Genomic DNA, 23,272 nt, shown 5'->3' with positions numbered 1-23,272 from the left:
GTGCCAGCCAGGCGGCAAGCGCTCAAACGGTGGGCTTCCCGCCCTCAAATCCCCGGAGACTGAGGGGAGATCATGCGCGGCGGGCCAGAGCCGCCGCGTGGTGCGCCCACGCGGCGTCGAGGTAGCCCAGCAGACGCTCCACACCCACCGGTTTGCGCATGCGCGCCACGCCAGGCGGCAAGCCGCCGCGCGCCGCAATCTCGTCGTCACTCAGGCCCGACAGCACCAGCACGTCGATGTGCTGCCAGGCCGGCTCGGCGGCAATGGTGCGCACCAGGTGGAAGCCGTCAAACGGCTGCATCACGAGGTCGGTCACCACCAGATCGGGCCGATGGCGCTCCAGCAGGATCAGCGCCTGCGAGGCATCGGTGGCCAGGTGGCAGACGATGTTCGCACCGTGCGCCTCCAGCACCCGTTGCAGCCACATCGCCTGATCCGGATCATCTTCAGCCACCAGCACATGCAGCGCTTCGCGCAGCGGTGGCACCTCTGTTGTTTCGGACGACGCCATCGACGAGAGCGAACCGGGCGCCGCGCGCTCCACCGCATCACGCGCCAGCAAGGCGTCCACGGCCGCACGCTGGATGCGCCGATGCCCGCCGGGCGTAACCCACGCCGCCAGCTCGCCCCGCCCCACCATCTTCTGCACCGACGTGGTCGAGATGCCCAGCAGCCGCGCGGCTTGCTGGGTGGTCAGAACGTCGTTGGGGAGACTCGTGGGCATGTGAGCAGGCAATGGTCCGGGCAATCGGTGTTCCACCAGCTAGGTCCAGCGGCGCCAGGCGGCCAGCACGGCCAGCGCGTAGTCAGCGGTGGCGCGTGCATTGGGCGCGTGCTCGCGCACCGGCTTGCCGGCCGCGAAGGCCTCGGCCACGCGGATGTCGTTGCGAATGCCCGGCAGGATGCGGTCAGACCCGAATTGCTGAGCCAGGCTGTCGGTCACGCTGCGGTGCTGGCCGATGCGCGCGTCCTGCATCACCGGCAGGAAACCGAGCACCCGGAGGCGGTCATTGCCACCTCGGCTGGCCACGCGAAACAGCACCCGCGCCAGCTGCCGCACGCCCTCGCCCGCCAGAAAGTGCGGCACGAAGGGCACCAGCACGCGGTCTGCAGCGCAGAGGGCATTCAGCAGCAAGGCATCGAGCGACGGTGGGGTGTCGAGCACGACCACGTCGTACTGCGTCAGCAACTCTTCCTGCTGCAGCGCCGTCCACAGCACATGGTCTTGCTGCTGGCCGGAGCCGTGTTCGAACAGGGGGTCAGCCGGAATCAGGTGCAAGCCAGCCCAGGCACTGGGCACGATGGCCGCAGACAGGCTGTGACGCCCCGCCATGAAGCCGTGCACCGTGGGCCCGTTGCGCACGGCCGGCACACCCAGCCCGATGGCGCAATGGCCCTGGGTGTCGAGGTCGATCAGCAGCACGCGGTGGCCCTGCGCGGCCAATTCAGCCGACAGGTTCACCGACGTGGAGGTTTTGCCGCTGCCACCCTTGCGGTTGGTGACAGCCAGTACACGCGCCTTGGCCATGTCAGCAGTTCATTCAATACGCATGGACCGAAACGCAGCGATCCATCATTCCATCTCAGAAAAGCTCGATGGGCGGTCGCTCTTCCTGGGTCGCCACCTTCTGGCCGGTGACCGACTGGTGGGTGTGGCGCTGGCTGTTCATCACGTAGGCGGCCTTCTGCTCGGCCAGCAAGGCCAGCAAACCAGCGGTGCGCGGCGTGGCCACGGCTTTCCCCTGACCGGCGGCGATGGCATTGGCCTCGGTGGCGGCCAGATGCCCGCTCAGCGCATCGAGCGAGGCCTGCACCTGCCCCACCCGCTGGCGCAGCACATCCTGGAACTGGATCAGGCCCAGCGCTTCAGACAGGCCGTTGCGGATCGCCGTGTTGCCTTCGCCGATGCCGGTGTCGCCACGCAGGCGCTCAGCAGCTTCGGCGAAGCGGCCGTGCATCGCCTCGATGTCACCCAGCACGTCACGCATGCTGCGGGTACCGTGGTCACGCTCACCGGCCTTCTGCGCCTTCATCACTTCCTGGTCGATGCCCGAGGTGACGTTGTTGATGCGGTTGCCGATCTCCACGGCAGCCGATGCCGTCTGCGCGGCCAGCCGGCGCACTTCGCCAGCGACCACCGCAAAACCACGCCCGCTTTCGCCAGCGCGTGCGGCCTCGATCGAGGCATTGATGGCCAGGATGTTGGTGTGGCGCGCCACCTCGGCGATCACGTCCACCATCGGCCCGAGCCCGCGCACTTCCTGCAGACGCTTCACGCGCTCGGCGTTGCCCTCGAGCTCTTGCTCCTGGCGGTCAACGAACATTTGAAGGATGGCGCTGAGCTGGCGGTCCACCATGCGCTTTTCGTCCAGCACACCGGCCAGCTCACGCGCATTGGCGGTCGCCGCCTCGATCCGGTAGGTCTGCGCCTGCGAGGCGGCGTGCACCTGGTCGAGCGTGTCGACCACGCCCAGTACGTCGGTCTCGCATTGCTGCAAGGCGCCGTTGAGCTGCTCGCACATCAGATCAATGAAGGGCTCGGCGCCGTTCAGCTGCCCTGCCGTTTGCGCCAAGCCAGCTGCCCGCGCAGAGGCCGGACGCCACCAGCGCTGAAGCACCAGCGTGACAGCCACCGCCAGCGCGCCACCCAGGGCCGCCGCAGCCACAGGGCCCCAGCCGCCCAGCGGCAACACCGCTGCCGCACCCGCGGCCAGCGCCACGGCCAGCACGGGCGTCAGCCACGGTCCCAACGTTGCCCAGATGGTTCTTTCTCCGCCGGGCAAAGCCGGCACCAGGGGCGCGTCGGCTGGAGCCAGCGTTGAAGTTTGATAGCTCATGAGCTGAGCCTCAGGCACCAGGCAGCACTTGCTTGATGACGCCCACCAGATCAGGGCCCTTGACCGGCTTGACCAGCCAGCCCGCGGCCCCAGCCTTCTTGCCGGCGTCACGCATCGAGGCGTCGCCTTCGGTGGTCAGCGTGAGGATCGGCGTGAAGCGGAAGCCGGGCAAAGCCTTGACGTTCTTGATCAGCTCCAGGCCGCCCATGTTAGGCATGTTGATGTCGGTGATGATGAGGTCCGGCTTGGCGCCGCCCTTCAAGGCCGTCATGGCCTGCACGCCATCACCAGCGGTCAGAACAGCGAAGCCGCTCATCTCCAGATTCGACTTCAGGCTGCGCGTCATCGTCAGCGAGTCGTCTACCACCATGATGGTCTTGGCCACAGCAATTCCCTTTGTTTTGTTTAGCCCAGCGGGCACTCACCGACCACGCAGCACGGTTCGCAACCATGCCGCCAGCCATTCGTCATTCGGCCAGGCCGTCACTTCCGCATTGGCTGCCAGCAGCACCTGCAGGTTGGCAGGATGCACATGGCTGCATACCGAAAGATCCACCTTGCAGTCCTTGCGCTGCTGCGCCCAGGCCAGCAATGGTTCGGCGTCTTCCACAGTGATGACATCGGCAAAGACAGCCATTTTTTTACGGTAGTCGATCGGCATCAGAGCATTTCCTTCACGTTCAGCACCATCAAGACCGAACCGTCGCCCATCAGGGCCGAGCCGGAATATGACTTCAGGCCCGCCAGCACGCCGGCCAGCGGCTTGAGGATGATGTCGGCCGTCTCGCGGAACTCGTCCACCAGCAGGCCCACGGTCTCTTCGCCCACCCGCACGATCAGCACGGCCAGCTCGTCGCTCTCGTTGGCCAGCGGCGCTGCAGACAGCCCCAGCAGGCCGTTGAGCGACTTCAGCGGCACCACACGGTCGCGCAGCACGGTGGCCATGCTCTGCTTGATCTGGCGCACGCTGCTGCGCGGCACCCGCACGGTCTCCAGCACCATGTCCATCGGCACGCCGAACACCTGGCCATCGGTCTCGATGGTCATCACGTTGGTCACGGCCATCGACAGCGGCAGCGACAGGCGGATGCGCGTGCCCTTGCCCTTCTCGCTGTCGAGCGTGATGGCGCCATTGACCCGCTCGATCGCGGTGCGCACCACGTCCATGCCCACACCGCGGCCTGACAGATCAGACACGGTTTCGGCCGTGGAGAAGCCGGCGGCGAAGATCAGGTTGATGGCTTCGGCGTCGGTGATGCGTTCCAGCATCGCCTCGTCGATCACGCCCTTTTCGTAAGCCTTGCGCTTGATGACGTCGGGGTCGATGCCCTTGCCGTCGTCGCTGATCTCGATGACCACGCGGTCCGATTCCTGGCGCGCCACGATCTTCAGCGTGCCGATGGCCGGCTTGCCCGCCGCCTTGCGCACCTCGGGCATTTCCAGGCCGTGGTCGAGGCTGTTGCGCACGATGTGCACCAGCGGGTCACCCAGCGATTCGATGATGTTCTTGTCGGCGGCCGTGTCCTGGCCTTCCAGCACCAGGTTCACGTCCTTGCCCAGGCGGCGCGAGGTGTCGCGCACCAGCCGCGGAAAGCGCTGGAACACGAAGGACACCGGCATCATGCGGACCTGCATGATGGCGTCCTGCATCTCCTCGGAGATGCGGTTGATCACCGCGTACTGGGCCTTGATCTCGCGCGAGAGGTCACGCACGCCGAACACGGTTTCAGCCCGGTTGGCCAGGTAGGGAATGGCGTTCTTCGCCACCACCATCTCGCCGATCAGGTTCATCAGACGGTCGATCTTGACCTGGTCCACCTTCAGGCTGCGCGCGCTCTGCTGGTCTTCGCTTCGGCGGCCGAACTTGACGTCGCCGTCGACTGGCTCACCGCTGCGGCCGGCTGGCACACCGGGCACCACGTCGTCGGCACCGGCCGGCTCATCGTCAGCCTCCGTGTCGTCGTCTGCGGCGGCGGTGGTTGCGGCTGCAGATACAGCATTCGTTGGCTTGGCTGGCCAATCAGCTCCGTTACCGGCCCCGTTACCGGCCCCGTTACCGGACGTGGCCAGCACGGGCGCGGCGGCTGCCGGCACCACCGATGCTGCCACTGCAGCCAGCGGCTGGGCCTGCGTGGCCAGCATGCCTTCAGGGAAAGCGTCTTCCAGCCAGACCGCCAGCGGCGTGGCCGTCATGTCGGCCAGCGCGGCCTGCGCGGCGGCCTGCAGCGCAGACACCTCATTGCCACGGCCCACGGCGTGCAGGCATCCGTCCAGCACCTTGGCCGCGGCCTTGATGCGGCCGGCCAGCCACTTCGCGTCGTCGGGCAGCGAGAGGATTTCGCGCTGGGTTTCAACCAGGTTGTTCAAGGCCTCGGCGGCCACGCCCTGCAACTCGATGTGCGTGGCAGCGGCGGGCGCGGGCGCAGCCGTGGTCGCTTCAGCAACATCTGCCACCACACCAGGCTCAGCGCCATGGCCACCCGCATCCAGCATGGCGTCCATCACCGCCACCCAGTCGGGCGCCTGCAAGGTGTTGAGAGATTCGATCAGTGCACGCAGCGCGGGCTGGTTCACCGTGCGGCAGGCCAGCAGCGTCTGCATCCAGCGCAGCGCCGACGACAACCACAGCGTGGGGCTGGACAGCTCCAGCAAGGTGTCCACGGCCCGCTCCAGGCCCTGCAGGTCACCGGCGTCCAGCAAGGCCAGCGCGTCGGCGACAAAGTCTTCGTAGACCGGGCCGCCGTTCGGGTCGCCCTCGGGCTGCACCAGGCACCACGGGTTCACCGCGCTGATCAGGCGTTGTTCGGGCACATAGCGGTAATGCTCGTCCAGCTCGGAGGCTTCAGCGGTGCTGAGCAGCTGCATGTCGAGCATGCAGCGGAAGGCATCCAGCTCGGGCAGTGCCGGCCACGGGGCACGCGCTTTCAGGCCGCCCCACAACACGCCAGGCGTCTGCATGCCGCGGTGCAAGGGATCATCACCCTGGAAGAAACATTCTTCGTCGGGCTGGTAGTACACCCACCACAGCGAGCGGCCTTCATCAACCTCCCTGAAGGCTTCACGGCGCACGGCCTCGGGCACCTGCAGCACGGCCGCGGGCGTGAACACGGGCAGACTGCCACGTGCCGCCTCGTCGGGGTCTTCCGCGCCATCAGCGCCACCCTCGTCCGCCGTGTCGCCGATCAGGCTTCGCAGGGCGGCGGCCAGCTGCACGGCCGCATCGGCATGGGCCGAGCCGTTGTGCACGCCGTTCTCGATGTCATCGCACAGCATCCCGACGAAATCCATCGCGTCGAGCAGGCGGTCGGCCAGGGGCTGCGAATACGGCACCCGCCCGTGGCGGACAGCGTCCATCAAATCTTCACCCGCATGCAGCACGCGGGTCATCTCCGGGAACTCGAACAGCCCGCTGTTGCCTTTCAAGGTGTGCACCAGCCGGAACAGCTGGGTCATCAAGTCTTCGTCAGCCGGTGCGCGTTCGAGCTGCATCAGCATGTCGGCAATGCCCTGAAGCGCTTCTCGCGCTTCGGACAGGAACTGTTCGAGCAGCTCGTTCATTCTTCCTGGTCTCCGAGCAGCAGCGCGATGGGCGCCACCAGTTGTTCAGGCCTCGTGGGCTTGACCAAGTACAGGTTGGCCCCTGCCGCGTATGCGCGCTTTCGGTCGGCGGCAGAGGCCTCCGTCGACACCATGATCGCCGGCACTTGCGGCGCGTCCTGGTTGCGCAATTCACGCAGGAATCCGTAGCCATCCAGCTTGGGCATGTTGACGTCCACGATGTAGAGGTCGAAGTTCATTTGCAGCGCCTTTTCAAGCGCCTCCACCCCGTTGATGGCTTCCACCACCTCGTACCCTGCTTCTTGCAGGATTCGACGATGGTAGAGACGAACCGTGGCGGCATCATCGATGATCAGAATGCGTTTCATGGTCTTACTCTGCGGGCTTTTGGTAGACGATGGCCTCAGGGAACTTGCGAACCTTGTAGAGCGAGGAGATCCGGCTCATGGATTCAGAGTGCCCCAGACAGATGAAGCCGCCAGGCTTCAAGGCGTCGTAGAAGGTTTCGGCGGCGGACTTGCGGGACACGTCGTCGAAGTAGATGAGCAGGTTGCGGCAAAACACCACGTCGAAGTTCCGGTAGGGCCGCGTGTCTGCGCGGTCCGACAGGTTCACACGGGTGTACTCCACCGCGCCGCGCAGGTCGTCACAGATCTGGTAGCCCGCCGCCGTGCGCTTGAAGTACTTGGCGAGGTAGGGCTTGGGCAGCTGGCCCACCGAGCGGTCTGAATACAAACCACGCCGTGCCTGGTCCAGGATGTGGGTGTCGATGTCCGACGCCACGATCTCCACGTCGTACTGGTGGATGCCGGCCCACATTTCCAGCAGGCAGATGGCGATGGAGTACGGCTCCTCGCCCGAGGACGACGGCAGCACCCAGATGCGCAAGGGGCCGCTGTCCTTCTTGCGGGACACCAGCTCAGGCAGGATGGAATTGACCAGGCAGCGGAACTGGTACTCCTCGCGGAAGAAGTAGGTTTCGTTGACGGTCATCAGGTTCGTCAGCACCTGCAGCTCTTCGCCGGAAGCCTGGAAACGCAGCATCGTGAAGTAGCTGCGGAACTGGGCATTGCCGGTGTCGGCCATGCGCTCGAGCAGGCGCTTGTCGACGAAGTAGCGTTTGGTGTTGTCGAACTGGATACCGGTTTTCCGGTAGAAGAACTCCCGGAATTTCTGGAAGTCCTCATCGGTGATGACGGGATCGGCCATGTCGGGTCAGCCCTCCAGGATGCGCTTGATGGCCAGGTCGGCCGCAAACTGGATGTAGGGCTCCTTGTCGAAGCGGGTCTTCAGGCGAAGCAGCGGCTCCAGCGCGGTGCGCGAGCCGACTTCGCCCAGCAGATCCACCGCGGTGGCGCACACATTGACGTGGTCATCGTGCTCGATCACGTCGCTGAGCCACTGCTCGACGCTCGGGTGCTTCAGCGATTCGAGGATGTTCACCGCGAAGATGCGCATGTCGCTGTCTTCGTCGGCCAGCAGGCCACGCATGATGGGCGACACCGCATCGGGCAGCTGCTTCATCGCCTCGATGGCCTCGTTGCGCAACGCGGCGTCCTCGCTGCGCATGCAGGCCACCAGGCCGTACACCGCGGTGTTGTCGCCCAGCAGCACCAGGCTGGTCAGGATGACTTCGCGCACCGAGGTGTCAGCCTCGGTTTTCAGGTGCTCGACCAGGGCCTCCGAGCAGCCCGGGCAGTCGGCCAGGTCGCGTGCGGCCCAGCGACGCACTTCGGCGTTGCTGTCGGTCAGTTGTTTCAACAGCCCTGCGGCGTCCCTGTCGTGCTGTCTGCCAGAGTGCTCCGTGGTGACTGCGGTGGGGGGTTTTTTCAGAGCCATGTTGCGTCCTTGGGGGTTAACGCAGGGCCCAGGCCTTGACCTGGGCACTGATCTTGTCGAGCGGCAGCACCACCGAGGCGCCCCCGCGGCTCACGAGTTCGCCGGGCATGCCCCAGACGATCGCGGTCTCTTCAGACTCCGCCACGGTGCGACCACCGCGACGCTTGATTTCAGTGAAGGCGTCGGCGCCGTCATTGCCCATGCCGGTCAACATCACGGCATGCAGCTGGTCAGCCGCCACCACTTCCAGCGCGGTGCGGGCCATCAGCTCCACCGACGGGTGCCAGAGGTGTGCGGCGTTCTCGGGCTTGGGCAACACGGTGAGTACGCCGGCACGGCGGGTCACCACCATGTCGGCGCCGCCCTTGCCCACATACACATGGCCGCGTTCCACCGGCATCGGGCGTGAAGCCTCGACCACGGTGAGCGGGCAGATGTTGTCCAACCGCGCAGCAAACGGGCCGGTGAAGCTGGCCGGCATGTGCTGCACCACCAGCACCGGCCAAGGGAAGTCGGCCGGCAGGTCAGGCAGCACGGTTTCAAGGGCACGCGGCCCGCCGGTGGACACGCCGATCAACAGCAGGCCATCGCGGGTGCTGCGCACGGCCGAACGTTCGCGCGCACTGGCGGCATGGGCCTCGCGCTCTTCACGCAGGCGTTGCGCCAGCGACTGGGCCTTGGAAGGCTGGTCCGTGGAAGTGGCACGCAGCCCGGGCGCTGCCCTGGTTGCGGGCCTGGCTGCAGCCGTGCGGCCAAGCAGGCTGCCACGGGTACCCGGGCGTGCACGCATGGCGCCACGCACCTTGGTGAGCAGCTCGTCCTTGATCTGGTCGAGCGACAGCGAGATGGTGCCGCCGGGCTTGGCCACGTAGTCGATGGCGCCGAGGTTCAGCGCCTCGAAGGTCGCGAGTGCGCCCTTCTCGGTCAGCGAGCTCACCATCACCACCGGCACCGGCCGCTCCGCCATGATCAGCGACAGCGCCGTGATGCCGTCCATCTCCGGCATGTTGATGTCCAGGGTCACGACATCAGGCTGGAACTCGCGGTTCTGCTCGACCGCCTCCTGCCCGTTGCGTGCCTGGCGAATGACGAAATCACCCGCCGCCTGAAAAAGCAAGCTGAGTTGTCGGCGCATCAGCGCCGAGTCATCAACGATCAGAAGCTTGATCATGGCGGCTTGCTCAGGCGGCCATTTCAGACATGCTGGAGAGATCGTTGTCGGCCAGCAAGTGGGCCGGTTCGATCAACTGCAGCATGCGCTTCTGCTTCTCGAGGTTGGCCATGCGGGCCAGCAGCGTCGACTGCTCGGCCGACAACTGCGGTGCGGGCTCGATCGCCTGACGCGGCACCTTCAGCACCTCGGCCACCGCATCGACGATGAAGCCAGTGCGCACGCCGCGGATCAGGAACACCACGATGCGCTGGCCGTCGTTGCGGGCCACGGTGGGCAGCCCCAGGCGGCGGCGCAAGTCCACCACCGGCAGCACCGAGCCGCGCAGGTTGATCACGCCCTCGACCGATGCCGGTGCGCGCGGCACATGCGTCAGCACTTCGGGCACGCGCACGATTTCCTGCACGCTGTCGATGGGCACACCGAACTCCTCGGAGCCGAGGCGGAACACCACCACCTGCTCGTCGTCGCCGGTGCTGGCCTGGCGTTGCTGGCCACGGTCGGTGGCGGCTTCAGAGTTGTCCACGGCGTTCAAGGCCTCCTTGATGGCGTTGTGGCGGAACAGGTTGTGCGTCGAGATGATCGACACCAGACGCTTGCCACCATCGAGGCGGCAGATGTCGGTGATGTCGGCCATGTCGCCCTGGCGGGCCAGCAGCGACGGCATGGTTTCCACCTGCGGACGCGGCACGCGCAGCACTTCGTTGACGTTGTCGACCACGATGCCGACCGAGGCGCCCTGGACGGACACCACCACGATGCGGCTCTGCTCGTTCGAGGCCTGCGCGCTCAAGGCGAACATGCAGCGCAGCGAGACCAGCGGCAGCAGGCGCTGGCGCAGCGTCATCACGCCCAGCACATGCGGCTGGGCACGCGGCACCTGCACGATCTGCTCGGGCACCTGGACGATTTCCTGCACATCGGCAATGTCGATGGCGTATTCCTGACCGGCCACGTCGAAGCTCACCAGATGCAGCTCGTCGTCCACTGCGTCATCCAGCGACTGGCTGGTCAGGCCGCCGACGCCTGCCAGGCCGGCCGCACCACCACCACCCTGGCTCGCGGCCATCTCGGCCAGGTGCGCAAATTCCTGGGCGATGAGCCGCTCGAAATTCAGCACCATCACCATCGCGTGGCCACCGATGTCCTTGATGAGGCCGGAGAGCAGATCGCTGTCGATGGTGGCACTGATGCCGTCCACGCTCTCGATCTTGCTCTTGTCGACACCCACGACGCTGGCCACGCGGTCCACCACGAAGCCCATGGGCTGTCCGATGTCGATCACCACCGCGCGGGTCGTGTCGTCAGCTTCCTGATCGGCAAAACCCAGCACGCGGCGCAGCGAGACGATCGGCAGCACCTTGCCACGCAGGTTGGCCAGGCCTTCCAGCGTCGGCGGCGACAGCGGCACGCGCACCACGTCCGGCAGGCGGATGATTTCCTGCACCGGCGCCATCTCCACGGCAAACACTTCGTCGCCCGCCATGAAGGTCACGTACTGGCAGGTATCACTGGCCTGCCCATCACCGCTGGCGGCTGCCAGCTGGGCTTGTTCGTTCGCGGTTTCAAGGCTCATGGCCAAACTCCCTGCGCTCAGGCGCTTTGCAGCTCGTCAGCCAGCGAGGAGATTTCCTCGATGGCGGCTGCCAGTTCATCGGCGCCCTGCGACTGCTGACGCGCCGCGGCAGCGGCCTCGTCAGAGGCCTTGGCGGCTTCCTGTGCAGCGGAAGAAATCTGCTCGATGCCGCGCTTGACCTGCGCCACGGCAGCACCGATTTCATTGGCGGCCGACAGGATTTCCTTCGAGCCGGTTTCGACGGCCAGGATGTCGGCCTCGATGGCCACCAGGTTCTCGGTGGTGACGCGGGCCTTCTCCACTTCGGCCTGCGCGGTGGCGAGAATCTCGTCGAGGTCACGCCCCACCACGCCGATCTGGTCCTGCACGGCCTTCACCAGGTCCTTGATGCGGTCGGCGTTCTGGGCCGAGTCTTGTGCCAGGTTGCGGATGTCGGTGGCCACCACCACGAAGCCCTTGCCGTACTCGCCGGCGCGGGCGGCTTCGATGCTGCCGTTGACGGCCAGCATGTTGGTCTGGATGGAGACGGTGGTGATCGCGTCGACGATCTTGTCGATGCGGCGGCTGACCAGCGCCAGCTCCTTGATCTGGCGGATGCTGACCTTGCTGGCCTCGGCCGAGCCGGAAACATTGGCGATCAGCGAATCGACTGCGGCCTTGTTGGTGGCCAGCAGGCCGCGGATCGCGCCCACCTTTTCCACGCTCGCGGTGCCACGCGCCTGGGCGATCTGGGCACCGCGCTCAATCTGGGTGACAGCGGCAGCCGATTCCTCGGTGGCCGCCGACTGCACTTCCGAGCCTTTGCGGATCTGGTCGATGGCCGTCATGATCTGCGTACCCGAGCGGCTGATTTCCTGCACCGCACTCGACAGCTCCTCGGCGGAAGACGCCACGTCTTCCGCGCTCTTGGCCACGTCGGTGGAGTTCTTCAGGTCTTCGGCCAGGTCGGACAACGACTGGGCGGTCTGCTCGCAAGCCGCCAGCGCCTGTGATTGCTCAGCCACGGTGGAGGCGGCCTCTTCGGCAGCGGCCGATTGCTCATCGGCCGCGGCGGCGATGCTTTCGCTGCCCTTCAGGGCCTGCACGGCGGCGCTCGACGACTGCTGGGCACCAACGGCGATTTCACCCACGCCCTTGACGATCTCGATCGTGTCGGTGCGGATCTGCTCCAGCTGCTGGGTGATGACCTTGCCGTTTTCGACTTCCACTTCCACGGCCTTGGCTGATTCACCGATGCCGTCGGCAATCACCTTGACTTCGCTCTGGATCTGTCCGACCAGGTCTTGAATCTGTTTGGCGCTCTTTTCGCTGGTTTCAGCCAAGGTGCGCACTTCATCGGCCACCACCGCAAAACCCTTGCCGTGCTGGCCGGCGCGGGCAGCTTCAATGGCGGCGTTCAGGGCCAGCAGGTTGGTCTGGTCGGCGATGCGGGCCACGGCCTTGACGATGTCGCCGATGTTGGCGGCCTGCTTCTCCAGTTCGGCCACCATGTCCACCGAGGCGGCCTGGCGCTGGGCCGACACACCGACGTTGGTGATCAGCGTGCCGATCTCTGCGGTGGTCTTGCTCACCAGCGCCTGGGCGGTTTCAGCGCGGCTGCGGCTCAGGTCGGCGTTCTGCAACTGGCGCGCAATCGCACCTTCCACCTGCTTGAAAGCCGCCAGCGACTCCTGCGCTGCACCCGATGCTTCCTCGGCGCCCGTGGCGATCTGGTCAGACGCGCGCTTGAGCTCTTCAGCGGCCGATGCGGCTTCGCTGATGCCCGACGACATCTGGGCCGAGGCCGCGGCGATGCGCTCTGCGGCCTGCTGCTGCTTGGCCAGGGTGCGAGCGCGCTTGCGCTGCAACTCGGCATCACGCGAGGTGTTGCCATTGGAACGAACCGCCGGTGCGGTGGTGGCGGATACGGCTTTCTTGACAAGCGCCATGGTGATCTCCTTGAGGGCAGAGGCGCCAAACTCGCGGACTGCAGCCACCGGCCGACAGACAAAAAACGCGAACTGGCGAAGAGGTGTTGGCTAACGATCAGGCCGGCATGGCCTGGGCTTTCATGTCGAACAGCGGCACCCGACGAGGCACCGACTCCGGGCACTCAAGCGGCACACTGTAGGCAGCGTGAACTTGGGTAATCCCTTGCAGGAAGGGCCTATTGACCCCTCAATTCCCGACTTGGGCGAGTCAGCGCCGCGCCTGGGATTCGGTGATCAACCGCTCAACCACATCCAGCAGCTCCATCGGGCTGAAGGGCTTGGCCAGGTAGGCCTGGGCGCCGGTGGCCAGACCGGCTTCCATGTCGCTCTCGCGGTCGAGCGCGGTGAGCATCACGACGGGAATGTGTTTCAGGCGCTCGTCGGTGCGCAGCATCGAGGCCACGGTGAGGCCACTCATGCCGGGCATCATCACGTCGAGCAGGATCAGATCCGGCTTCTTCGACCAGGCCATCTCCAGGCCTTCCGGGCCGCTGCCGGCTTCCAGCACGTCGAAGCCCTCGAATTCCAGGGTCATCCGGATCAGCCGGCGGATGTCGGTTTGATCGTCAATCGTGAGCACGCGGCGCGACATGGGCATCCTTGGTGAAACTGTTTCCACCGTTTCGACCAATTCAGGCGGGAGTTAAATCCTGAAACGACAAAACGGTGGGCACAAATCCGCGTGAAGTGTCAGCACCGTCACCCGGGCGCTCTGGCGCTGGCGCGGGTGGCAGACACGGCCTCGGCGACAATCACGGCTTCCCGCATCTGATCTTCCGCGCCCGACCATGTCTGCCCACCCCCTGGCCCCCGGCCTCTTCGCCCGCGGCTTCACGCCGCCCCTGCCCTTGAGCCGTTTCAAGCTGGTGGCCTTCGACATGGACTCGACACTGATCAACATCGAGTGCATCGACGAGATTGCCGATGCCGCCGGCCGCAAGGCCGAGGTGGCCGCCATCACCGAAGCCGCGATGCGCGGCGAGATCACCGACTTCAAGGACAGCCTGCGTCGCCGCGTGGCCCTGCTCAAGGGCGTGCCCGAGCAGGCCCTGGCCGAGGTGTATGCCCGCAAGCTGCAGCTCAACCCCGGCGTAGACACCTTCGTGCGCGCCTGCCAGGCGGCTGGCCTGAAGACGCTGCTGGTGTCGGGCGGCTTCACCTATTTCAGTGACCGCGTGCGCAACCGCCTGAACCTCGACTTCGCCCGCTCCAACGTGCTCGAGATTGAAGACGGCGTGCTGACGGGCCGCCTGGTCGACTGCCCCTGGGGCGACATCGTCGACGGCGCGGAAAAACGTCGTCTGGTGCTGGAGGTCTGTGGCCTGATGGGCATCTCGCCCGAGCAGGCCATCGCCGTGGGCGACGGCGCGAATGACCTGCCGATGATGTCCGTGGCGGGCCTGTCGGTGGCCTATCACGCCAAGCCCGCCGTGCGGGAGCAGGCGATGGTCTCGATCGAGACCGGTGGCATGGACCGGCTGCTGGAGGTGCTGACTTAAGCACCACCGAAAAAATCATTTCCATCAATTGGCGGGCTTTGTGCCTCTACCTTGATGGCTACGCCTGAGCCCCTTGGCATCCAATCATGAGGCTCTTGCTCCTGCTCAGCACCCTGGCTACACCAGCCGGGTCGCTCGACTGATCGGCCAGGCCTCCACGTCTGAGGCTTGCCTGCCCCGCCCTGCCTTTGCGCGGGCGAGAGACGGCCTTCCGGACGCCCCGGATCCCAGTCACGTCCCGCCAGCTGTGCGGCGCGTGTCCCAGGAGCCTTCATGTCTCTCGTGATGAAAAACCGCGGCGCACAGCCCGCTGCTGAGTCCTACGTGCCTGTTGCCGCGGCCAGCCGCAACGTGAGCCGCGACGCCGACATCCATCGCAAGCGCGCCCGCACGGTCGCCAAGCAGCAGCAAGCCGCCGAGCGCGTGGCGGCCGCCTCCACCCAGCTGTCGGCCGGCATCAATGAAGCCGCCGCCGCAGCGGAAGAGCTCAAGCGCGCCTCCGACCAGATCGCCACGGGCGCTGAAGAAGCCGCCGGCGCCGCCCAGGAATCGCTGGCCGCCGTCAACCAGGTCAGTACCGCCATCGTGCGCCAGTTGAACGCCGCCAGCCTGGCGCGCAGCAAGGCCGAGGGCATGCAGGCCCTGGCCACCCGCATCAACGGCGAAGTGGGCGCCACCGTGACCAATGTGGGCGTGGCCGCCCGCCGCCAGACCGAATCCGTGAAGATGGTGGCCGAGCTTGAACGGCAGGCCGCCAACATCGGCGACATCGTCAAGGCCGTGGTCCGCATCGCCGACCAGACCAACCTGCTGGCCCTGAACGCTGCCATTGAAGCAGCCCGCGCCGGCCAGCACGGCAAGGGCTTTGCGGTGGTGGCCGACGAGGTGCGCACGCTGGCTGAAACCAGCGAAAAGAGCGCCAAACAGATTCAGGACCTGGTCGGACAGATCCAGGGCGAGGTCAAGGTGATCGCCGACGGCATCAACACCTCGGCCAGCTCCATCCAGGCGGAGGTCGACAAGAGCGGCGTGATCATCGAGCAGCTGGGCCGCATCGCCAGCGACGCCGCCGCCATCGTGGCCGGCGCCACCGAGATCGCCGCGGCCGCCCAGCAGTCGTCGGTCGCCTCTGACCAGGCCTTGAAGGGCGCCGAGCAGATCGCTGCCGCCGCCGCTGAGCAATCGGCTGCCTGCGAAGAAGCCGCCAAGACCGTGCAGGAGCAAAGCACCGCGCTGGCCCAGTGCGAGCAGACCGCCACCAGCCTGTCGGACGTGGCCGAAGAGTTGAAGAACTCGACAGACATTGCCAAGAGCGCCGAGGAAGTGGCCAGCTCGGCGGAAGAGCTGTCGAGCGCCGTGAGCGAGATCAACCGCTCGGCCGGCCAGATCATGATTGCGCTGGAGCAGATCCGCAAAGGCGCCCAGACCCAGTCGGCCGCCACCACCGAATCGGCCGCGGCCGTGACGCAGATCGAAAAAGGTGCCCAGCTCGCCGAGCAGCGCGCCGGCAACGGCCGTGAGCGCGCCGCCGCCATCCGCTCACTGATGGGTGACAACAAGACGCACGTCGACGGGCTGATCGCCAGCATCACGATGAGCGTGGATTCAACCCGCACCAGCATGCAGCAGATCAAGGAGCTGGAGCTGGTCAGCCGCCGCATCGACAAGGTGGTGGACGCCATCACCCAGGTCGCGATGCAGACGAACATGCTGGCCATCAATGGCAGCATCGAAGCGGCCCGCGCCGGTGAATACGGCAAGGGCTTCGTGGTGGTGGCCACCGACATCCGCAACCTGGCGCAAGACTCGGCCGGCAACGCCGACCGCATCAAGGACCTGGTGCGCAGCATTCAAGACCAGATCGCCCTGGTCGGCCGTGACCTGTTCGAGATCGCCGGCGCCGCCGCCGCGGAAGTCGACAAGACCCGCGCCATCACCAACAACCTGGTGTCGATGGAAACCGATGTGGCGGATGTGGAAGCCGGCAATGCGGAAGCAGCTTCGGCAGCCGTCGAGATCGTGGCGGCCCTGGCGCAGGTGAAGGTCGCCGTGGAGCAGGTGTCTGCCGCCGCGCAGCAGGCCGAGAAGTCGGCCGAGCAGGCTTCGGTGGCGGCCAAGCAGCAGTCTCAAGGCACCGACGAGCTGGCTGCCGCCATCGAGGAAATCGCCTCGCTCGCTGACGAGCTGCAAAGCAACTGAGGCGGCTCGGCCGAACCGCCATGAACCTCAGTGACCCTCCCGCCAGCGCCCTGCCCCCCGAGGCGGTGGAGCAGACCGCCGGCAGCCTGGCCCAGACCCTGCAGTTCGTGACCTTCAGCGTGGTGGACGAGATGTTCGCCGTGCCGATGGGCCCGGTGCAGGAAATCATCCGCGTGCCCGACGTGGCGCGCATGCCGCTGGCCCCGCCCGCCCTGCAAGGGCTGGCCAATTTGCGCGGCAAGGTGCTGCCCATCGTCAGCCTGCGGCACCTCTTTGGCTTGCCGGCCTGCGAGGCCGACGACGCCAGCCGCGCGCTGGTCATCCAGCTCGGCCTTCCCATCGGCTTCGTGGTTGACCGGGTGGCCAGTGTCATATCGGTGGAAGCGGGCCAGATGGCGCCCGCCAGCAGCATCGAATCGGTCATCAGCCAGGAATTCCTGACCGGCGTCATCCAGCGGCCGCAGGCCTCGGGTGAGGTGCAGCTGCTGCAGGTGCTTGATTTCGGCCTGCTGGCGCGCCAGCAGTTCGCGCGGCTGGCGGACGTCGGGAACGGCGATGCAGCCACTGGAGGTGCCCTGCAAGCGCTGGACGGCACGCCCGCCAGCAACGAAGCAGACACCGCCGACACCGATGAGCCCCGCCTGGTGAGCTTCACCGTGGCCGGCCAGGAATACGCGATCGACATTGCCAGCGTGCAGGAGATCGTGCAGTTGCCAGACAACATCATCGGCGTGCCGCGCTCGGCCAGCCATGTGCTAGGCCTGATGTCGCTGCGCCAGCGACTGCTGCCGCTGGTGAGCCTGCGCACGATCTTCGCGCTGCCGATGGATCAACTCGATGAGCACCACCGCGTGGTGGTGGTGGGCCTGCCCGGCGGCCACCGCGTCGGCCTGGTGACGGACACGGTGAAGGAAGTGCTGCGGGTGCCGCGCGACCAGACCGATGCCATGCCCGGCCTGCTGGCCCAGGACCAGGGCCTGCAGGAGTTCGAAGCCATCTGCCGCCTGGACGAAGGGCGCCGGCTGGTCTCCATCATCACGACCAGCAAGCTGCTCGGCCTGCGCGGCATCCAGGAAGCGCTGCATGCCCAGGGCGGATCAGCCACAGCTGCAGGCAGCGCCAGCACCGACACCCAGGCCGAAGGAGACAACACCGTGGACACGATCGACGACGACAGCCAGATGGTGATCTTCCGCCTCGGTGCGGAGGAGTTCGGCGTGCCCATCATGAGCGTGCAGGAGATCGTGCGCCTGCCGGAAACGCTGACGCATGTGCCGCGCTCTCCGCCCTGGGTGGAAGGCATGATCAACCTGCGTGGCGCAGTGCTGCCGGTGGTGGACCAGCGCGCGCGCTTCGGCCTGCCGCCAATCGAGCGCAACGAGCGCCAGCGCATCATGGTGTACCTGCTGCGCGGGGTGCGCACCGGCTTCATCGTGGACGCGGTGACCGACGTGCTGCGCGTGGCCCATCGCCTGATCGAGCCGGCCCCGTCGCTGAGCAGCGACCAGTCCGGCCTCATCAGCCAGGTGGCCAAGCTCGACGGCGACGGCCGATTGGTACTGCTGGTCGATCCGACCCGCCTGCTCGACGATGGTGAAGCCGGCGCCATCGGCGCACTGACGGCCACCTCGGCGGATGCCTCCTGCAGCGTCGCCTGACCATGACACGGGTGATGGTGGTCGACGACTCTGCGTTGATGCGCCGCCTGGTCGGTGGCGTGTTGACGGAGGCCGGATGCGAAGTCCACCTCGCCCGCAACGGGGCGGAAGCCCTGGTGGAGCTGGAACGCTGGGAGCCCGATGTCGTGACCCTCGACATCAACATGCCCGAGATGGACGGCCTGACCGCCCTGTCGCTGATGATGCAGACCCGCCCCACCCCGGTGGTGATGGTGTCGTCACTCACGGCCAAGGGCGCGATGGCCACACTGGAAGCCATGGCCATGGGCGCCGTGGACTTCATCGAGAAGCCCGGCGGCACGATGTCGGTCAGCCTGGGCGACATGGGCCCTGTGCTGGTGGCCAAGGTGAAGGCTGCGGCCCGCGCCAAGGTGCGCCGGCCGGTCAACCGCGCCACGCCGGAACGGCGCGCGACACAGGCATCGACGCGAACAGCGCCAGCAGCGGCCACCCGGGCTGCGCGTGACACCGCGCCCAACGCCCAACCTGCGGCAGCGCCCGCCTCCGCCGCCCAGCGGCTGAAGGCCGCCAGGGCCACCGCCCTGCTGCATTGCCCGGGCGTGGTGCTGGTGGGCGTGTCCACCGGCGGCCCGCGAACGCTGGAAGACATCCTGCCCCAGTTGCCCGCCAACTTCCCCTGGCCGGTGGTGGTGGCCCAGCACATGCCCAGCTACTTCACCAGTGCCTTTGCCGTGCGCATGAACGGCTTGTGCGCCCTGCGCGTGGCCGAGGTAGACGCGGTGAAGCCGCTGATGCCCGGCCACATCTACATCGGACGCGGCGGCACCGACATGATCCTGGCTGAGCGCCTGGGCCGCGTGGTCGTGATGCCGCAGGCCGAGAGCCCCACGCACCCGTGGCACCCGTCGGTCGATGTGATGGTGGACAGCGCACTCGACCTGCTGCCACCTGCCCGCATCATCGGCGTGCAGCTCACCGGCATGGGCTACGACGGCGCCGCGGCGATGACACGGCTGCACCAGCGCGGCGGCCGAACCCTGGCCGAATCGGAAGACACCGCCGTGGTGTTCGGCATGCCGGCCGAGTTGATCCAGCGCGGCGGCGCCGGTGTGGTGAAACCCTGCCACGAGGTGGCAGCCCAATTGACGGCCTGGATGCCCGCCCTGAGCTGGGCCAAGGCATGAACCACAACCCTGATCTGACCATCACGCCGGACGACCTCGCCCAGTTCAGCGCCTATTTCCACCGCCAGAGCGGCATCTGGTTTGACGACAGCAAGCGCTATTTCCTCGAAAAGCGCCTGCAAGACCGTATCCGCATCCAGCGCGCCCCCAATTTCGCCGGCTGGTTCCGGCAATTGCGCGGCGACACCCAGGGGCTGGAATTCCAGGCCGTGGTGAACGCGATGACGGTCAACGAAACCTATTTCTTCCGCGAGGCCTACCAGTTCGACTGCCTGGTCAACCACCTGATGAACGAGGTGCGGGCCCGCAAGGCCCCGGGCGAAACCATCCGGATCTGGTCGGTGCCCTCGTCCACGGGCGAAGAGCCGTACTCGATCGCGATCTACCTGCTGGAGCGCTGGCGCCACATCAACGAGGTGGACGTGGAGATCTTCTCCTCGGACATCGACACCCAGGTGCTGGCCGCCGCCCAGACGGGCGTTTATTCGCGCCGCTCGGTGGGGGAATTGCCGGCCAACCTGCTGCGCAAATACTTCAAACCAGTGGGCCAGGACGAATTCGAGATCAGCCGCGATCTGGTGGACGCGGTGGAATTCAGCCGGGTGAACCTGTGCAAACCGGCCGAGACGAAGAATTTCAGGAACATCGACATCGTGTTCTGCCGCAATCTGCTGATCTATTTCGATGACGAGTCGCGCGACACCGCGATGCAGGCCCTGCACGCCAGCCTGAACCCGCAGGGCTTCCTGTGTCTCGGGCATTCCGAGTCGATCGGTCACGGCCCCAAGGGCTTCGAGATGCGCCGTTTCCCCGAAGCGCTGGTCTACCAGAAGAAGGCTTGACCGCTCCGGCAGCCCGAACTGCGAGGAATTGGGCACAAATCGTCAATGAATTCGGCGCTTTCCCGCGGACAAGTAAAAGCCACAGTTAAGACCTGACCACATTGGCCGTTAACCGTGTGGTGGGAGCCGCCAAAACGGCTCCGGTTGGTGCTTCGCGCATCACACGACCCCAATTGCCTGAAGGACAGATGATGAAGAGCGTGTTTCTGGTGGACGATTCGGCCACGATGCTGATGAGCCTCAAGGGCACTCTGGAGATCAGCGGATTCAAGGTAGATACCGCCGGCGACGGCGAAGCTGCCCTGACGAAGTTGAAGTCCGGCCTGAAGCCCGACCTGATCATCACGGACATCAACATGCCGCGGATGGACGGGATCGCCCTGATCAAGGAAGCACGCAAGCTGCTGCGCTTCACGCCCATCCTGGCCCTGACCACCGAAAGCCAGCAGGGCAAGCGTGATGAAGCCAAGAAAAGCGGCGCCACAGGCTGGCTGGTGAAACCTGTCGGCGGTGCCGAACTGGTGAAAGTGATCAAGCAAGTGCTGCCTGGCGCGTGAGGGGTTCCATGCCTGATTCCCACCTCCCCAAGGACAAGGTGTCTCACCAACTTCGCAACCGCACGCTGATGTTGTGCGCCCTGGTCGCCGCGATGGCGGTGGCCCACTGGATCTGGCCGGCCTGGGTCGACATCGGGCATATCCTGGCGGTGGCTTTCGGGGTGATTGCGGGCTCCCTGGTGGGCACGCTGCAACCGCGCATGCGCATCGCGAAAACCGCCACGGCCACCGACGTCGTGGTGCAGGACATCAACACGCTGCAGCAGGCCTTCGGCGTGCTGAAGCAGCAAGTCACCTCCACCATCCAGACCTCGGAAACCGCGGTCATGTCGATGATGGACCGCATGAACCGGGTGCATGCCAACGCCATGGACCTGCAGACCCGGGTGATGCATGCGGTGGACCGCTCGCACAGCCTGTCGGCCGATTCGCTCAGCCGTGCCGGCGAGCATGGCGCCGCCGTGTCCAGCCTGGCCCAGCACCAGCAGGTGTTCGAGACCGAGCGCCAGCAAAGCCAGGAGCGTGTGCGCGCGGTGGCCGACAAGGTGCGCAAGCTCACCCCGCTGGCAGCCCTGATCGCCGACATCTCGCGGCAGACCAATCTGCTGGCCATCAATGCCTCGATCGAAGCCGCGCGCGCCGGTCAGGAAGGTGCCGGCTTCAAGGTGGTGGCCGCCGAGGTGCGCCGCCTCTCGACCCAGACGGCCGAAGCGGCCCGCCAGATCAGCGAAGGCATCACCGCTGCCGCCCAGACCATCGACGAGCAGGTGAAGTCAGCCCAGGACATGCAGGGTGCCAGCGCAGCCAAGCAACTGGGCGAAATCGCCGAACACATCCAGACCATGAGCGCCACGCTGGCGGACGTGGTGCCCTACCTCAGCACGCTCAGCACCGACATGGAAAGCGGCATGCAGACGGTGACGGTCGACATCATCGACACGCTGGGCGACATGCAGTTCCAGGACATCAACCGGCAGCTGCTGGAGCAGATCAACACGGCGCTGGGCAGCCTGTCCGACCACTTCTCGCAGCTTTATCGCCTGATTGGTGGCGACGCGCCGCCGCCGCCGGTGATGCTGGAAGAGTTGCTCGCGCTCTGGACACAGAACTACGTGATGCATTCGCAGCGGGTGGCTCACTCGCGCGGCCTCGGCCAGCCCGACCCCGAAGTGACCTGCGTCACCCAGGGCCCGCAGAGTACCGAAAAGCTGACCTTGGCCACTGCCAACGGCCCGCGCATCGAAATGTTCTGAAGCGGGCACGCATCCATGAGCACCATCCTGATCGCCGATGACTCGCCGACCATGCGTCGCAGCATCGAGATGTCCCTGACGCTGGCCGGCCACACCGTGGTGACGGCCGAAGACGGCCAGGCCGCGCTGGACCTGCTGAATGGCGGCTTGCGCCCTGACCTGCTGCTGACCGACATCATGATGCCGCGCCTGGACGGCCTGGCGCTGATTGCCGCGGCCAGGCAACTGCTGCGCTTCACCCCCATCGTGGCCCTGACCACCCAGGGCCAGCGTGGCCTGCGGGACCGCGCCAAGGCTGCGGGTGCCACCGCCTGGATGATCAAGCCGGTGGGTGGCAACGAGCTGCTCAAGCTGATCGCCGAATACCTCGGCAACACGGCGTCAGTTCGCTGAATCAGCACCCGACGCCGGCTCTCAAGCCGGGTCGTGCAGGGTCGATAACAAGGTATGAGCAATATCCTCGTCCTCGACCCGGTCCCCACACGGCGACGTGTGGTGGTTGATTTGCTGAACGCCGTGGGCTGGAAGGTCTTCGAGGCGGAACAGCCCTGGGAGGCCCTGGCCATCCTGAACGTCACCCCCATCCGGCTGCTCATCGTCAATGCCGGCGCGCAGAACGCGGCGGGCCTGGCGCTGGTGCATCACCTGCGCACGCGGGCCGACACCCGCCACATTCCCGCACTGCAACTCGGCTACGGCGTGACGGGCGACCCCGCCCATGAAGCCCACCGGGCCGGTGTGAACCACCGACTGGATTACGACGTGGGCGTGGCCGACCTGGTGCTCGGCATTGCCCTGCTGATGGGCCAGGACCCCGCCACGCGCGCCGTGCTGGCCGGCATGGCCCAGCCCGCCATCAGCCTGCAGGTGACGAGCATCTGGCAGGCGCAGATCGAACTGCTGGACGGCCCCAGCCTGACCCCCGGTGGCAGCTACGCCGCCCGCGAGGTGCTGGAACGCCTGCTGAGCGTGCGTGAAGACGACCTGGGCGCCGACGCCGCCCTGGCGCTCGCCGGCGTGCCGCACGCAGGCGCCCTGCTGCGCTCATGGGCCGGCCAGTACCTGCCCCAGCCCGCGATGCGGCTGGATCCGGGCTTCGAGCGGCTGATGGGGCGCTGCCTGGGGCATGCGCTCCACCACTGAGCCG

The 23,272-nt window shown here is 66.4% G+C and carries 22 protein-coding genes; 9 read left to right on the top strand and 13 right to left on the bottom strand.

Going from position 1 to position 23,272, the window contains the following annotated elements; translation table 11 throughout:
• Positions 1 to 70: 70 nt before the first annotated feature.
• The 13 genes from AACH00_RS07135 to AACH00_RS07075 all read right to left on the bottom strand — a co-directional run bounded on the left by AACH00_RS07135 (position 71) and on the right by AACH00_RS07075 (position 13,543).
• Positions 71 to 724 carry a response regulator gene (locus AACH00_RS07135; protein ID WP_341398388.1) on the bottom strand — a complete coding sequence of 218 codons (654 nt, stop codon included), beginning with the start codon at positions 722 to 724 and terminating at the stop codon, positions 71 to 73.
• Between the two features lie 39 nt (positions 725 to 763).
• A complete protein-coding gene (locus tag AACH00_RS07130; RefSeq protein ID WP_341398387.1) occupies positions 764 to 1,528 on the bottom strand; it encodes a ParA family protein in 765 nt (254 codons plus the stop codon).
• Positions 1,529 to 1,583: 55 nt separating this feature from the next.
• Positions 1,584 to 2,837 (bottom strand): methyl-accepting chemotaxis protein, encoded by a 1,254-nt coding sequence (locus tag AACH00_RS07125; RefSeq protein ID WP_341398386.1) that lies wholly within the window; start codon positions 2,835 to 2,837, stop codon positions 1,584 to 1,586.
• A 10-nt stretch (positions 2,838 to 2,847) separates the two neighbouring features.
• Entirely contained in the window at positions 2,848 to 3,222 is a 375-nt protein-coding gene (locus AACH00_RS07120) for a response regulator (RefSeq protein WP_341398385.1), read from the bottom strand.
• A 36-nt stretch (positions 3,223 to 3,258) separates the two neighbouring features.
• Entirely contained in the window at positions 3,259 to 3,498 is a 240-nt protein-coding gene (locus tag AACH00_RS07115; protein ID WP_341398384.1) for a hypothetical protein, read from the bottom strand.
• Entirely contained in the window at positions 3,498 to 6,395 is a 2,898-nt protein-coding gene (locus AACH00_RS07110) for a chemotaxis protein CheA (protein ID WP_341398383.1), read from the bottom strand. The genes AACH00_RS07115 and AACH00_RS07110 overlap by 1 nt, the downstream gene beginning before the upstream one ends.
• Entirely contained in the window at positions 6,392 to 6,763 is a 372-nt protein-coding gene (locus AACH00_RS07105; protein ID WP_341398382.1) for a response regulator, read from the bottom strand. Before AACH00_RS07105 ends, AACH00_RS07110 begins: the two co-directional genes overlap by 4 nt.
• 4 nt (positions 6,764 to 6,767) lie before the next feature.
• Positions 6,768 to 7,604: a CheR family methyltransferase gene (locus AACH00_RS07100; protein ID WP_341398381.1), complete on the bottom strand. Its 837-nt coding sequence runs from the start codon at positions 7,602 to 7,604 to the stop codon at positions 6,768 to 6,770.
• 6 nt (positions 7,605 to 7,610) lie between these two features.
• On the bottom strand, positions 7,611 to 8,156 hold the full coding sequence (locus AACH00_RS07095; protein WP_341398380.1) for a HEAT repeat domain-containing protein: 546 nt from the start codon (positions 8,154 to 8,156) through the stop codon (positions 7,611 to 7,613).
• 94 nt (positions 8,157 to 8,250) lie between these two features.
• Positions 8,251 to 9,405 carry a chemotaxis-specific protein-glutamate methyltransferase CheB gene (gene cheB, locus AACH00_RS07090; RefSeq protein WP_341398379.1) on the bottom strand — a complete coding sequence of 385 codons (1,155 nt, stop codon included), beginning with the start codon at positions 9,403 to 9,405 and terminating at the stop codon, positions 8,251 to 8,253.
• A 10-nt stretch (positions 9,406 to 9,415) separates the two neighbouring features.
• On the bottom strand, positions 9,416 to 10,981 hold the full coding sequence (locus tag AACH00_RS07085; protein WP_341398378.1) for a chemotaxis protein CheW: 1,566 nt from the start codon (positions 10,979 to 10,981) through the stop codon (positions 9,416 to 9,418).
• A 17-nt stretch (positions 10,982 to 10,998) separates the two neighbouring features.
• Positions 10,999 to 12,909 carry a methyl-accepting chemotaxis protein gene (locus AACH00_RS07080; RefSeq protein ID WP_341398377.1) on the bottom strand — a complete coding sequence of 637 codons (1,911 nt, stop codon included), beginning with the start codon at positions 12,907 to 12,909 and terminating at the stop codon, positions 10,999 to 11,001.
• 250 nt (positions 12,910 to 13,159) lie between these two features.
• On the bottom strand, positions 13,160 to 13,543 hold the full coding sequence (locus AACH00_RS07075) for a response regulator transcription factor (RefSeq protein ID WP_341398376.1): 384 nt from the start codon (positions 13,541 to 13,543) through the stop codon (positions 13,160 to 13,162).
• Between the two features lie 196 nt (positions 13,544 to 13,739).
• Here AACH00_RS07075 and serB point away from each other — a divergent pair, with 196 nt between their 5' ends.
• From serB to AACH00_RS07030, 9 genes are all read left to right on the top strand, one after another.
• On the top strand, positions 13,740 to 14,450 hold the full coding sequence (gene serB, locus AACH00_RS07070) for a phosphoserine phosphatase SerB (protein ID WP_341398375.1): 711 nt from the start codon (positions 13,740 to 13,742) through the stop codon (positions 14,448 to 14,450).
• Between the two features lie 273 nt (positions 14,451 to 14,723).
• Positions 14,724 to 16,649, top strand: coding sequence for a methyl-accepting chemotaxis protein (locus AACH00_RS07065; protein WP_341398374.1), 1,926 nt, complete (start codon positions 14,724 to 14,726; stop codon positions 16,647 to 16,649).
• Between the two features lie 20 nt (positions 16,650 to 16,669).
• Positions 16,670 to 18,307 carry a chemotaxis protein CheW gene (locus tag AACH00_RS07060; protein WP_341398373.1) on the top strand — a complete coding sequence of 546 codons (1,638 nt, stop codon included), beginning with the start codon at positions 16,670 to 16,672 and terminating at the stop codon, positions 18,305 to 18,307.
• Positions 18,308 to 18,321: 14 nt separating this feature from the next.
• Positions 18,322 to 19,473, top strand: a complete 1,152-nt coding sequence (gene cheB, locus AACH00_RS07055) for a chemotaxis-specific protein-glutamate methyltransferase CheB (RefSeq protein WP_341398372.1) — start codon at positions 18,322 to 18,324, stop codon at positions 19,471 to 19,473.
• The gene (locus AACH00_RS07050) at positions 19,470 to 20,315 is read left to right on the top strand and encodes a CheR family methyltransferase (RefSeq protein WP_341398371.1); all 846 of its coding nucleotides are present in this window, start codon (positions 19,470 to 19,472) and stop codon (positions 20,313 to 20,315) included. The genes cheB (AACH00_RS07055) and AACH00_RS07050 overlap by 4 nt, the downstream gene beginning before the upstream one ends.
• A gap of 188 nt (positions 20,316 to 20,503) precedes the next feature.
• On the top strand, positions 20,504 to 20,872 hold the full coding sequence (locus AACH00_RS07045) for a response regulator (RefSeq protein WP_341398471.1): 369 nt from the start codon (positions 20,504 to 20,506) through the stop codon (positions 20,870 to 20,872).
• Positions 20,873 to 20,880: 8 nt separating this feature from the next.
• Positions 20,881 to 22,125 carry a methyl-accepting chemotaxis protein gene (locus tag AACH00_RS07040; protein ID WP_341398370.1) on the top strand — a complete coding sequence of 415 codons (1,245 nt, stop codon included), beginning with the start codon at positions 20,881 to 20,883 and terminating at the stop codon, positions 22,123 to 22,125.
• A 15-nt stretch (positions 22,126 to 22,140) separates the two neighbouring features.
• The gene (locus AACH00_RS07035; protein ID WP_341398369.1) at positions 22,141 to 22,518 is read left to right on the top strand and encodes a response regulator; all 378 of its coding nucleotides are present in this window, start codon (positions 22,141 to 22,143) and stop codon (positions 22,516 to 22,518) included.
• A 54-nt stretch (positions 22,519 to 22,572) separates the two neighbouring features.
• Positions 22,573 to 23,268, top strand: coding sequence for a response regulator (locus AACH00_RS07030; RefSeq protein WP_341398368.1), 696 nt, complete (start codon positions 22,573 to 22,575; stop codon positions 23,266 to 23,268).
• Positions 23,269 to 23,272: the final 4 nt, after the last annotated feature.

Origin of the sequence: Ideonella margarita (genome assembly GCF_038066635.1) — a bacterium.
Taxonomy (GTDB): domain Bacteria; phylum Pseudomonadota; class Gammaproteobacteria; order Burkholderiales; family Burkholderiaceae_C; genus Ideonella; species Ideonella margarita.
Note: the sequence above shows the minus strand (reverse complement) of the source record. Positions and strands in the feature narration are given on the sequence as shown.

Coding starts and splice junctions, on each gene's coding strand:
- AACH00_RS07045 (WP_341398471.1), top strand. CDS start 20,504: ATGATGAAGAGCGTGTTTCTGGTGGACGATTCGGCCACGATGCTGATG.
- AACH00_RS07130 (WP_341398387.1), bottom strand. CDS start 1,528: ATGGCCAAGGCGCGTGTACTGGCTGTCACCAACCGCAAGGGTGGCAGC.
- cheB (WP_341398379.1), bottom strand. CDS start 9,405: ATGATCAAGCTTCTGATCGTTGATGACTCGGCGCTGATGCGCCGACAA.
- cheB (WP_341398372.1), top strand. CDS start 18,322: ATGGTGGTCGACGACTCTGCGTTGATGCGCCGCCTGGTCGGTGGCGTG.
- AACH00_RS07035 (WP_341398369.1), top strand. CDS start 22,141: ATGAGCACCATCCTGATCGCCGATGACTCGCCGACCATGCGTCGCAGC.
- AACH00_RS07060 (WP_341398373.1), top strand. CDS start 16,670: ATGAACCTCAGTGACCCTCCCGCCAGCGCCCTGCCCCCCGAGGCGGTG.
- AACH00_RS07080 (WP_341398377.1), bottom strand. CDS start 12,909: ATGGCGCTTGTCAAGAAAGCCGTATCCGCCACCACCGCACCGGCGGTT.
- AACH00_RS07050 (WP_341398371.1), top strand. CDS start 19,470: ATGAACCACAACCCTGATCTGACCATCACGCCGGACGACCTCGCCCAG.
- AACH00_RS07030 (WP_341398368.1), top strand. CDS start 22,573: ATGAGCAATATCCTCGTCCTCGACCCGGTCCCCACACGGCGACGTGTG.
- AACH00_RS07125 (WP_341398386.1), bottom strand. CDS start 2,837: ATGAGCTATCAAACTTCAACGCTGGCTCCAGCCGACGCGCCCCTGGTG.
- AACH00_RS07135 (WP_341398388.1), bottom strand. CDS start 724: ATGCCCACGAGTCTCCCCAACGACGTTCTGACCACCCAGCAAGCCGCG.
- AACH00_RS07110 (WP_341398383.1), bottom strand. CDS start 6,395: ATGAACGAGCTGCTCGAACAGTTCCTGTCCGAAGCGCGAGAAGCGCTT.
- AACH00_RS07105 (WP_341398382.1), bottom strand. CDS start 6,763: ATGAAACGCATTCTGATCATCGATGATGCCGCCACGGTTCGTCTCTAC.
- AACH00_RS07040 (WP_341398370.1), top strand. CDS start 20,881: ATGCCTGATTCCCACCTCCCCAAGGACAAGGTGTCTCACCAACTTCGC.
- AACH00_RS07065 (WP_341398374.1), top strand. CDS start 14,724: ATGTCTCTCGTGATGAAAAACCGCGGCGCACAGCCCGCTGCTGAGTCC.
- AACH00_RS07085 (WP_341398378.1), bottom strand. CDS start 10,981: ATGAGCCTTGAAACCGCGAACGAACAAGCCCAGCTGGCAGCCGCCAGC.
- serB (WP_341398375.1), top strand. CDS start 13,740: ATGTCTGCCCACCCCCTGGCCCCCGGCCTCTTCGCCCGCGGCTTCACG.
- AACH00_RS07115 (WP_341398384.1), bottom strand. CDS start 3,498: ATGCCGATCGACTACCGTAAAAAAATGGCTGTCTTTGCCGATGTCATC.
- AACH00_RS07075 (WP_341398376.1), bottom strand. CDS start 13,543: ATGTCGCGCCGCGTGCTCACGATTGACGATCAAACCGACATCCGCCGG.
- AACH00_RS07100 (WP_341398381.1), bottom strand. CDS start 7,604: ATGGCCGATCCCGTCATCACCGATGAGGACTTCCAGAAATTCCGGGAG.